Annotated in this window: 3 protein-coding genes; all 3 read right to left on the bottom strand. The window is 41.4% G+C overall.

Annotated elements, in window-relative coordinates; all coding sequences use genetic code 11:
• Positions 1 to 59 precede the first annotated feature (59 nt).
• The 3 genes from SB49_RS14945 to SB49_RS14935 all read right to left on the bottom strand — a co-directional run bounded on the left by SB49_RS14945 (position 60) and on the right by SB49_RS14935 (position 12768).
• Entirely contained in the window at positions 60 to 5612 is a 5553-nt protein-coding gene (locus SB49_RS14945; protein ID WP_162254210.1) for a T9SS type A sorting domain-containing protein, read from the bottom strand.
• Between the two features lie 102 nt (positions 5613 to 5714).
• Positions 5715 to 7775: a fibronectin type III domain-containing protein gene (locus tag SB49_RS14940; protein ID WP_145758407.1), complete on the bottom strand. Its 2061-nt coding sequence runs from the start codon at positions 7773 to 7775 to the stop codon at positions 5715 to 5717.
• A gap of 37 nt (positions 7776 to 7812) precedes the next feature.
• Positions 7813 to 12768 (bottom strand): hypothetical protein, encoded by a 4956-nt coding sequence (locus SB49_RS14935; RefSeq protein WP_145758406.1) that lies wholly within the window; start codon positions 12766 to 12768, stop codon positions 7813 to 7815.
• Positions 12769 to 12832 lie beyond the last annotated feature (64 nt).

The raw sequence follows: 12832 nt of genomic DNA, 5'->3' as shown, positions 1-12832 counted from the left end.
ACTCAGATTGGAAAACCCTGACCAAAATGGTCAGGGTTTTTTATTTATTGTTGTTTTACCTACTTCAAGATAATCTTCCTTAGGGAGGTACCATAAGGTGTTTCCAGTACAATCGCGTAAACCCCGGCAGGTTTGCCAGAAATATCCATGGAAATGTTATAAGATGATTCCCCTCTTGCTTTTTCTGAGGCCATCAAGGCATTGTTTGCAAAACTGAAAACCTTAATACTCACATTTCCCCGTTCAGTTAGATTGATCTGTGTATTAAATTGTCCACTTGTTGGGTTAGGAAACACCACGATATTTTCTATAACTTTCTTATTATATTCAATTTCTTCTTCATTCACCGTTGCATCCTTAGCAAGTACTAGCACCTTTTTAGTCTGTTGGGCACTGCATGGTCCGCGGTGGGTAACAATTCCTATTTCGTATTCACCAGGACTATTAAAAATAAGTTCGGCTTCATCATTATCCTTTTTAACCACTGTTGCCTCTTCTGGAACTATCCACTCTAATCTTTCTGGTAAAGGATAACTGATATCTACCAGAATCAAAGATTCCCCAACGAATACTTGACTAGAACTAGCAAATTCAGCACTGATCTCATCAGAACTTACATCAATAAAAACAGCACCTTGGGCAGTACAGCCGTTTTCACTTTTTACTACCAAAGTATAGTTCCCTTTTTCAGTCAATATTACTTTAGACTCCGTATTGGTATATCCTTGATCCGAAGACCACAAATAAGTTGCCGTAGGATCAGCCACTGTGGCATCCAATTCCACCTGTTGTCCGTTACACAACACCCTATCCTCACCCAGGTCAACCAATAGAGGAAGAGGATCTTCCAAGACATATGTCCGGGTTATTGGTCCCTCGCCAAAGCCGCCAATAGTAACCGTATATGTGCCTGCAGGAAGTCCGTTAATATCCCTAGTAGAATCTCCAGTATTCCAAGAATAGGTAAACACTCCGTTCCCTTTATTTACCAAAACGGATATACTTCCGTCCGAAGTCCCTGCACAGGTAGGTGACACCATCGTTTCCTCTACAATATCAGGCTGTGAGACTACATAACTTTCACTGATTGTACAGCCATTACCATCGGTAATCGAAACTTCGTATGTATCCGCCGAAAGGTTTTCTATACGATTTGTTTCCCCAACGAATGCATTATCCGAAAGCCTGTTCCATCTGATGCCATATGATCCTGAGCCTCCTGAAATTTCCAGAAGAATACTCCCATCGTTTGCCTGATATTCGGTAACATCCACTAGATTGGCACTTGCAACGCGCAATGGATCCGAAGGCGCCTCTATGGTAATACTACTTTCTGTAAAACATCCATTTGCATCTACCACCTCAACAACATAATCACCGACGAGCAGTCCACTCAAATCTTCTGTGGTTTCTCCGTTGTCCCAATAATATTGATAGGGTCCAGTTCCTCCAACAACTGAAATTGTTATATTTCCCGTCGCTTCACCATAACAAAGCACATCTTCCTTACCATCTAAATAAATCTCCAACAAATTAGGTGCAACTACAACTAGTGGAGCAGTATCAACGGATATCGAATTGGCATCTGTAACACGTACAAAATATTCTCCTACTGATAAATCCCCTATAATTCCTGAATCTTCAGATAACAGGGTGTTCGAACCATTTTGAATGGCATACCATTGATAGGTATATGGTGCAACACCTCCTTCCACATTGGCGGTTAACTCTGCAAAATCATCCCCATAACAATCTAGGAATACGGTTTGGGTCAAGCTAGCTATCAATTCCCCCGGCTCGGCAATCCTAAAATCACGAGTAAAATAACAGCCATCGCCATCAACAATATTATTAACATCTCTTATTACAAGGGTATAGGTCCCTCCTTCCAAATTACTAATATCCTTATCTGTTGAAGTAAAGCCACTATCGGAAGACCATTGATAGCTGTAGGGCGCGGCCCCTCCAAACACAGTAATAGAAATTGCGCCATCAGCCGTGTTGGCGGAAGTAAGGTTTTTTTCCTGATCAACAATAATTCCTAATTCTTGTGGTTGGGTTATACCACCACTTGTAAATACTTCACAATTATTACCGTCTCGAACTGTTACTTCATAGGTACCAGACAATAGGTTATTGAACTGATTATTGTTTTGAAAATTGATTCCATCTATGGCATAGGTAAAAGGTGGCGTACCTCCGCTGACATTCACTTGCAGTACTCCATCACCGCCACCAAAACAGGATACCTCAGTAGGAATTATATCGACTGATAGATCTTCGGGCTCTAGAACCGTAATTTGTCTACTTGTTACAGACGGATTAGCTGTTTCATCAGCAATGGTAAGCGTATAAATTCCGGCTGGGACACCTACTAAATCCTTTCCCATTGTGCTGACAATGCTATTGGCCATTACATTCCTCCATTCAAAAGTGATGTTACCATTACCGGTTACCGTTGAAGTAATTCTACCCGAAGATTCGCCTTTACAACGTACATTCGTTACCTGAATATTGGTAATGGCAAGCGGCCCTGGCTCGCCTACATTAAATTCTTCCAAGAAGTTACATCCATTACTATCAGTAACCGTTACTTGATATGCTCCTGCGGCAAGGCCTGTTAAATTTTGTGATGTACTACCATTCACATTTGGGCCTGACCATCCATAAGAATAGGCTCCAGTGCCACCAATAACAGCCAAATCAATGGCCCCATCCGACCCCCCGGAGGTGGTTACATCTGTTATACTGGTGTTAACTGTATCGATGGTAATGGCATTGGGTTCTCCCACAACCACATTTGCATTAAATAAACACCCATTACTATCCTGAACAGTAACTATATATGTTCTTGGTGTTAGATTAGAAAAGGTTTTCCCTGCTTGATATCCGAACCGATCATCGATCGCATATTGATAGGGTGCCGTTCCTCCTGTGGCATTAATGGTAATTTGGCCATCACCTCCATTAAAACAAGATGCATCTGTTGGGATGATCTCACTCAAAAGTGCTTCCAAAGGTTCAGTTACCATGACCGAACTGCTTACCGCAGGATCACCGGAAGCATCGGATAATTCCAAGGTATAAATCCCTTCGGTAAGTGCGCTAATAGCAGCTTGGTTTGGGGCGGCAAAATTAGGATCACCATCCTTGGTCCAAATAAATGTAAAGGGAGGTGTTCCTGATACCTCAGCCTCAATCCCTCCTGTAGCATCCCTTTTACAGAGTACGTTAGAAGCCGTTAAGGAAATGATTCCCAAGGGTCCGGGTTCGGTAATGGGTATTGGGCCAAGATTTACTGAACAATTATTAGCATCCGTCACCACCACCTGATACTCCCCTGCTGTGAGTCCGACTAAATTCTGTTGTTCCGTGGTAAAACCATTGGGTCCCGACCAAGCAAAACTATAGGGTCCTGTTCCACCGGATACTTCAATCTCGATTTCCCCATCATTGCCACCGTTGATGGTAACGTTTATTCTTTGGGCCGCAATTTCCGAAACCAAAAGTTGGTCTGGTTCATCGATAAAAATAGAGGCTGAAGGGGCTGACTCGCATCCGTTTTCATTTCGTACGATTACCCTATAAAAACCAGGAGGTAAATTCGTGATGGTATTGCCATTAAGAGGTATCCAGTCAGACTCTAGTGGGGCCATTTCAAAAGTATATTCATAACTGACGCCGCCAGAAAGACCTAAAACAATGGAACCATCATTACTACCATTGCAATTAACATCATTTGCCAATATGCCATCAATAACCACGGGATCAGGTTCATTTATCAAAAAGGTAGCGGTACTATAGTTGGCTGAATCATTAAAATCTGCATCTGAGACCCTACCAGCAGACACTCTTAGCACATAGTCCCCAGTCTCACTTAGGGAGGACAATGCAATTGTCCCAGATGATCCGGATTGGATAGTAGAAGCAATTCCATTAATCACCCATTGATACCTGTAATTGGAGGTAAAATTGGATACCTCCGCACTTACATGTCCATCGGAACCTCCAAAACAACTGATCTGGTCGGTTTGTTCCGAAGCGAGATCAGGTACAGGATCTGAGGTCACTACTATGTTTTCGGAGGTGATTTCACAACCCTTGAAATCGGTAATAGTAATGCGATAGGTGCCTATCTCTAAATCACTAAACTCCACTCTTTTATTTTGAGTATTGTTGATAATAGTTGTGGTGGAAACTTCTTCAAAATTAGAGGTCTCTGTAATTTGCTTTTCAAGTTTGAAAGAATAGTTGGGAGATCCACCATCATACTCAATTGTAATAAAGCCATCAAGGCTTGTAATGGAAGAAGCTCTTCCTGAATTTGGATTACTAAATGTTAAAGGGCTTATTGAATCAATAATTGTCTCAATAGAAGGTTCACTTATACAACCATTTGGACTTCTAGCTAGAAATACATATTTCCCACCAGACAAATTAGAAAAAGTTGGAGAGCTCTGCCAACTATCAGGGACTCCCTGTATACCATATTCCAAAGAAGCATCCGTGTTTGGCGCAAATCCCCCACCAGTGCCTATAACGGTTACACTACCTGTTTCTCCTGAACAATTAGGTTGGTTTATATTTTCTGGTGGGATGGAAATATCAATTTGGGTTGGCCTACTAATTGTAAATTGTGGGGTTATTTCTCCGCTTTTGACCTCCACGTCTCCAACATTTGGTTTATCATATCTTACCTCTTGATATACAATATAATAATCGGCAGAATCATAAGTAACCCCATTGGTATCTGCAAAGCTACCCTCTAATCCAGTAACTTGACCACTAAATGTTCCGTTATTATTATCCTCGAGTCTTCCTCCTTGTCCTTCAATAAATCGAATTTCTTTATAAGCTTGTGGTGGAACAGAATGATTAACAGAGCCTGAAAACGTGCTAGGATCTCCTTGATAAACAAAATAACGCATTTCAAATCCCCTACCGACATCTACATTCCTGTCAAAGGTTAGGGTCACAGACCCGTCATTGGCTCCAAAACAGGTTTCATTTTCTTCTGTTATTCCGTTGGGTTCAATAAGTTTTGGGGAGCAAACAACTATTGTATATGTTCTCCATGGTGAATAAACATTTCCATTTAATTTATATCTAAAATCTATTAGTTTACTATTGTTCGCATTCAAATCAATATCAAAATTTTCAAAATCAATCGGAAGGCTTGCTTTGCCTTGAGAATTTTCTAGAACTTTAGTATTTCCTTCAAATCTATATTCCCATTTCACAACATCCGTATCAACTATAGCATTTGATACATTGATAGAGTTTGTATTACAATTTAACTCATAAAGAACTGAAGTATTTATTTCCTCAAAATAAAGAGCCCCATTATTTCCTCTTTCATAATATGAATCTATTGTTGGGTCAATTGTTATCGTATAACCTCCACTAAGAGAAAATGTCTTTCCTCTATTCGGCCCTTCTACATATCTACAACTGGCAGGGGTAACCTTAAAATCATAAGGTCTTATGCTAAATTCAGAAATACCAGTTTCGCTACTTAATACCTGTCCAACAATATCAGAAATTTCCAGATATCCGGCACCACTACCTATTGCCGCATCTCCTCGCACGGTCGTGCATGGACGAACAGTCAAATCTAAAGTGTTTTCCGTTGAAAGATGATATGTTATTTGCCCTTGGACATTATACAAACTTAAACAGAGGACTATAATAATTAATAAACGATTCCTCATACCCTAATATTTTAAATTAACCTTTTGGATCATTGATGTCCGCCCCCTGCTCAAAACCGACTGCAGCCCATAGGTATAATTGGTATTAATTTCTAAATCCACATCATTATAACCTTTGGTAGTACCTTCCAGGGTTTTGTACAATTTCAATCCATCTTCCCCTTCGCCCCGGTACAATCTATACTCCAGGACTTCATGGTCCTTGACTCTCCACGAAAGGTTGATGAATCTGAGTTCTCGGTCTACCATCCCAGAAAATTTAAGATCCTCCCTATCCAAACTTTTACCTTGCCAGACTACCGATAAGGATTCTATGGGAGTACTCTCCAAGCTTCCCCCATCTTTTGCAACCATGGTATAATTATAAACTCCCCGCTGTTCTACAGACGTATCTAGATAGGTGGAATCGGTTATTTTTTTGGTTTCCATTAGTTGCTCCCATAAGGCATCCTTATCATCTCCCCTTTTTCGGTAGAGGGCATGGGCCACAACATCTTCACTACTACTAGGAATCCAGTTGAGCTGAATCCCTGCCTCCGTCACCAGATAATTCTTAAATACTGGCGGAGATGGTGGCGTAATATCTGGTTTTGCCACCATCAATACCTTAGAGAATTTTGAACGATTATATCGCTGGTCTTCGGCTGTGATTTTATAGTATACTTCCCGATTCAAATTCTGCACCTGAAGCGTATCCGTATAGCTTTCTCCTTTTAGCACCGTTTGTGTGACCTCACTAAATTCGAGCTCTTGGTTGTTTGATCTGAAAATCCGATAGCCTCTAAGATCTTCTTCAAGATTTTTAGTCCACTCCAACTTAATGATTCCCGTGGTATCCATCACCCCTTTTAAGCCTATTGGTGGGGCTGGTGGGGTCGAATCTATCGGCTGTACAAGGGTTGGGAAAGATTCCCTTTCCACTCCGTTTTTACCCATGGCAACCACCGTGAAATAATTGACACGTTTTAGCCCCAATATCCTTGTTTCCCTATCTAGAGCTTTTATAGCGCTTTTTACTGTTTCAAAAGGGCCTTTATTGCTGGTGGACTGCCTTACCTCAAAACCTGAAATAAGATCATTTCCCTTGGGATCAAAATCCCAAAAAAGGACTACTTCATCGTCAGTGGGAATTTCCTTTTTATAAATTCTGGGGGTAAACTCCAACTTTTGTTCTGCCATGCCAGAAACCACTTCCGAACTAGGTCCTGTTTCTCCAAAAGCATTTTTTCCCTTAATGCGATAGTAATAATTCATTTTATTGGGAATGGAATCCGTGTAGGATAAGGATATTTCTTTGGTGTTATTAGATTCCTGCGCACTAAAAATAGGAACCCCGTTCAACTGCTCGAAGCTAGTAGCGTTTTTGGAACGCTCAACAAAGTAACTGGTATATATACCTTTTAGGAGATCAAAATTCCAATCCAGCGTTACTAAACCATCTCCAAAACTTGATGTTAAGCCAATTGGTTTTGGTAATTCTTCATATAATTCTGGACCTGCATAAACACTACCTTTTTCTATAGTAAGAGTCATCTCCTCAGGAATGGCCACTGATATAGAGTACAAATACTTTTCACCGGCCTTCACTGATGCATCTTCAAAGGCCCATCCAGCCAACTTGGCCGCCTCATAGTTTTGTTCAGCCGCCAAAAGGGCAAAGGTAAAGCGCTGCTCCAACTCATCGTTTACAGCATAGATACTGCCCATGGCACTTCCCGGAACAGAGGTTTCAAAACTGTCCCCATATAAAGCCTGAGCTAAGATGGTGGCATTTTGTTCCTGCGTTGCCAATGCTTCCCAAGCTTCTAAGGGTTCTGGTTTTAAGGGAACTGGAACTAATAGTTCCTTTTCAATTGGTATTACGGCAATTCCATTGCGGGAAATGGTATGCCGTTCTATTAAAAATCCAAATTCATTTGCCTTTTTCCAAGCACTCGGTTCATCCACAGCCCACCTTAATAATACCCTTTCCGGTAAGGATCTTGCAATTACCTGAACGGCTGGAGCTTCTTGGGCCCTTATGACATTTAGCGTTAAAAACAATATGACAATTATGTATTTCACTTTCTTATTTTTATTGTTGGAATATCTCCCACTACTTTTAGTCATTCTTATACTTTATTTCATACCCTTTTTGGTACAAATCCCCAGGAGTCCTATAAATTAATTGCGCCTTAAAAGTTCCCAAAGGCAAGGCTGGAAAGGAGCTTTGTATTAAATATTTGTAGGCATCATATTTGGCTTGATCCCCTCCAGTGCTGGTATATCTGTTTACTATCCTATTCCTTAGATAAATCATATCTGATTTATACTGATACGGCAGATTATAGACAAATGGGATCCTGTTTTTCACCCATGCAGAATTGGGATTATTATCCAAATTATTTAGATATTCCTGACCAATATAAAAGGAGCGAATTGGGGGAACTCCCAACAATGCTTCCTCTCTATTTACCCTGATATCCCCATCCAACGGATAATTCTCGTACAACAAGGGGTAGATTTTATTTTTGTAATAGGAATCGTCTAACATGGCCTGAGCATAAATCAAAGGCTTGGACTCGGTATACCTGCCTCCCATTATTTCCATCTTTTCCAGATATTCATAATCTGACACTTTAATGGAGAGGGAATGAACATCGGCATAAATAAAATTCGTCAGGTTATCTATGACATTCAAATCGCGAATTTTATCTTTAAACGTAGGATGTTGACTCGTTTTAAAAGCATATTCCAAAATGGATTTAGGAGCTCCACTGGAAATAGTGATATTTGCCGCCTTTTTATTGGAAACCACCGCACTTCCCGAAGTGTTTATCGTTTCTTTTTCCTGTGTATTAGAGGCTAAATCAAACCAATTGGTGTCCCCGCCTTCATCATCAACCAGCAGATCGGTTTCTACGGTAACAATCTCTGTTTGTATTTCAGCTCCTGGTGGGAATGCCATTAAATTAAGACCATAAGGCGCATTCATAACCATATCAGGGATATCATAGAAAACTGTGGCTTTCCCCCTATCATAGGACAAATTGGTCCGAACACCCTGACCGGTTGAATTGGATACAAATTCGGCACGCATTTCATAGCCGCTATCAAACAAATAATGTTGGGCGGTCTTCATCTTCACATACCCCTTCCCGTATTCTTCCGGATAAAAGCTTTTTTGGTCCAGTAGAGGATACATGTAGGCAATATTTTCCAAAGGAATATAGTCTGGGGCCTTATCTGTTTTAAAAATAGCTTCTAGTTTTTCAATGACCGGTTTGCCGTTATCCACCATGGTCTGGTAGGAGCCTCCTATTTTTTCATCAAAACTGACTTCCACCACAACTTTCACCTCTTTTTCCGAGGGCAGGGTTTCCGAAGGTTTGAAGGTAACCGCATCATTGGTGTCACTCCATTCCAAGCTTCCCTTCAGTTCCTTTCCTTCCGAAGTGACCTTAAAGTTTTGCAACTGCAGTTTAAAGGTTCTTCTACCCTCCTCCAGGTCCACCGTAAAATCATTGTTGGCAGCATAATTAAATATAGCTTGGGGGGCAGCAAAGACAGATATGTCATCACTCTTATCCCTCGGTGTTATATCCGATATCATGGGTACCCCCACGGCATTGTTAACATTCTCGAGCTCACACTCTTCCCCCATCTCCACTTTAAGGCGCATACGCCCCTTGACCAGTCCTCCCAAAATATTATAGTACATCCCTACATAGCCCTGCACATACACAGGGTTTGGAAACTGCCCACGTAACATAGCGGCCACCCCAGCTTCTGCGATTTGAAATTTTCCTTTGACAAATACCAGGTTCACTTTTACTCCAAACTCCCCGTACAGATAGGCATAAACCTGCCCCATGGAATACCATCCGTCATTACCAACTGGACCGGGACGACCCACACATTTGGCATTTGGATAATAGGCATGCATGACATCAAAACCGGCACCTGCTTCCAATGCAGCATAAAAAATGGCAAATTCATAATTCTTTCGGTAAGCGAAATTTAAGCCAAAGGCAAAGCCCTTTCCTGCAGCCAATTGGTTTTCTTGACGATTGTTATTTAACATATCGCTACCTAAAATTTTTACTACCTGTGGATGTGGATCTAACTGAGACGGAAGCTCTGTCCCTGTCATAAAGTACCCTCCTACTTCCAATTCTTCAGTTCCCAAGGCAAAAATTAACGACAGCCTTCGTTGTGGCGATCCTATGTGCAAGTACCAATCGTTGGGACCAGTATGGATTTTTGCCCAACCAGCTAAGTTGTTATCGCCACCCCCTCGGATTCCCTCGGTATCCATATAGAGCTCAAAATCCCCATCGAAAGTGCGATTGACAAAATCTTTCTCTATTCCTATATACACTCCGATTTTACCCGAAGAGGCCACATCCCTTACAGGAATAGCTTCTTTGGAAAGTTCCAAGTAGTTCCCATGCTTGGCGAGCTGCTCCACTAATTTTGGATTCTTTTCCGCAAACTCATTGATCTTTTCTTCCATCTTGGAAAGTTCTCCAAGCTCCTCTGTTCCCTCAGATGATTCACTGGCCATCATGGCCCCTTCCCCAGTAAAGCCAATCCTATTAAGTCCTCCGTGGGTATTGAATTCCATTTCCAAATAGGCCTTTCCGTTAAAGGTATCCGGATTGGGTGCACCTATTTTTACTCCCGCCCTAAGTCCTAGGCCATAAGCTTCATTGGGCCTGTATACTGCTGAGGATGGAGAAAAACCATCTCCATTGCCCCTTATTTTTTTCATTTTGTAGGATACCCCTCCCACAAAAGCATTGATCAATAATTTACTGTTGGAGGAGGCACTATTGTTATCTGTCCAGATATCCACATTCCAATATCTAAACTCCTTTTTACCAAAAATAGCCTTCCCTCTAGCCTTAAAATCAAGCTCCTTAATGGTTGCCGTAATATCACCCCTGAAACCATCTCCATACCAGCTATGGTCTTCCATGATTTCCAATTCTCCTTTGAGGGCAACCCCACTTTTTTCATAGTCGATTTTAATTCCATCAACCTTAACCCGTTCAAATTTCCAATGCTGAATAGCCGCCCCTTTGTCCAACTGGCCTAAAATGGCCATGCTCGTTGTAGCATGGGATCCTTCCCCATCCAAATTAAGAGTGAGGTCAAATGAAAGACCCAATTGGTCAGCAGGAGTGATAAGTTCCAGATCCGAAACCGAGGCGGGAAAGCCCATCAGTTTCATTTCCCCTGTAAAACCAAAAGATTTCGTACTGATGGGCTTTTTTCCTGGTTCCGTTTCCAGTTTTAGTTCCTCGAATTTTATCCCTGGAAAGGTAAACGCTTTACTATCTTTTTCCAGTTCTTCCTTGGAAGGAGGTTCCTCCCCGTCTTTGAGTCCTATTTTTCCTATGACCGATAGTTGGCCGGTAAGATTGGTATAGGGGTAAACATTCCCTTCTTTCACATCAATACCCACTTTGGAGTTTCGCTCCAACAGTATTTCCCCTAAGAACACCGGGGCTTTATAATCACTTTTTCTCCCTACTTCCAGTCCGTAGCCATTAACATCTATATATCCCTTGTACTCCATAGGTTCCTTTAAAATAGGAACAGAAATATCGCCACCCATGGAACCGCCAGTGAGGGAATTCATCGCTAGGGTAATGCTAACATCTTCCACGGTAAAGGCCCATTTTCCCGCTGCGCCTTCCCCAACATTCAACACATTTTCACCAAAAAAAGTTCCTGACACTCCTTGGCCATCCAAAATCAGATCTTTGGCGCCAAATTCTACACGACCTTCCGGAGCATTGTTTTTTTCGATGCCCTTGGGCAGCATTACACTGACTTCCTTGGCATAGAACCCACGCCATAACTTTCTGTCTGCATTACTATATATGGCGCTGTATTCCTTTGGAAATTTTATGCCTGAGGCATTCTTGCTATCACTGAGATCCAATACTGCCCGTTTTACATTGAAGCCCCAACCTTTTAGGCCTACCACTTCAAATTTGGGAAGGGTTACATCTAGTAGAATATCATTCCAACCATTGGCCTGAATACTAAAGGAAGCCCCTACATAACATTTGTTGTTAACTACATTCTCTGTATCCTTTAGGTATTGATTGTCCCTACTATCCCCACACACATAATTGCCTCCGCTGGTAATGGGTAGCAATACATTTCGGGAAATGCGGAGATCACCTTCTAAGCCAATAGATTTTAATCCAGAACAATCAAATTCTACGTACGACTGGTCACCTAAGGCACCAGTTTTTAAATCTATCCCCCCTTTTAAGGTTAGCAACCAATTGTCCCCATTCATGGGAATGGCCTGATTGCCCAAGAGTACCAGTTTCATATCGCCAAGAAGGGCACCATCGTGGGAGAGTTTGATCCCTTCGGCACCAAAATAAAGATTGCGTTCCGGTGTGGAATCTTTGGCCTTTTCTGGAATGGTTAATTTTGCCCAGGCTTTAAATTCAGCATACTGAGGTGTGAATTTTACTTGGGAAATAGCAAGTTGCACGGTATTCCCAGAGGTAGAATCTTTTTTACTGAGGCCAACCGGTAATTGGAGGAGCTCTTTCCCTGTAATGATATCTACAAAATTCCCAAGTTTTTTAACCGCTTCAAATGCCCTTTTAGCCTGACTCACCAAAGTATCCACTTTTGGATTACTCGCATAATGGGCTTTTAAATATGCCTGATTGAATTCCGGAGCTCGGTTGATAAAAGGAACCTTAAAATTGTTGTTTTCTTTTAGCTTCTGATCTAGGTTGGGGAAGGATCTATAGGTTTTTGTTTCTTCTATTAATTTGGGAGCAGTGAGATTGTTTTTAATTCCAAAAATAGAAGTGTTGTAAAGAGCAGATTGCTGCAACTTGACCAATTGCTGCTGCATTACCGACTTGGTCTTTGTAGAGTCACCAGGGATCGACAACCCAATAGATGTACTAGTAGCTACCCAAACATCATTACTCCTATAAGTTGGAACCTCTTCATTTGTAGAGAAATTGTTTGGAGAGGCCCACAAGAGGCAAGTCCACAATAGTAGTAAAATGTATAGGTAGTTTTTAATCATAATTGTTGGTTATGGTTGGTATTTTCTGCTCATCTTATTTTTTAATCATTTCATTTCTTACTGT

This window comes from Sediminicola sp. YIK13 (genome assembly GCF_001430825.1).
GTDB lineage: Bacteria > Bacteroidota > Bacteroidia > Flavobacteriales > Flavobacteriaceae > Sediminicola.
The sequence above is the reverse complement of the archived record's forward strand: the minus strand, read 5'-3'. Positions and strand labels throughout refer to the sequence as shown.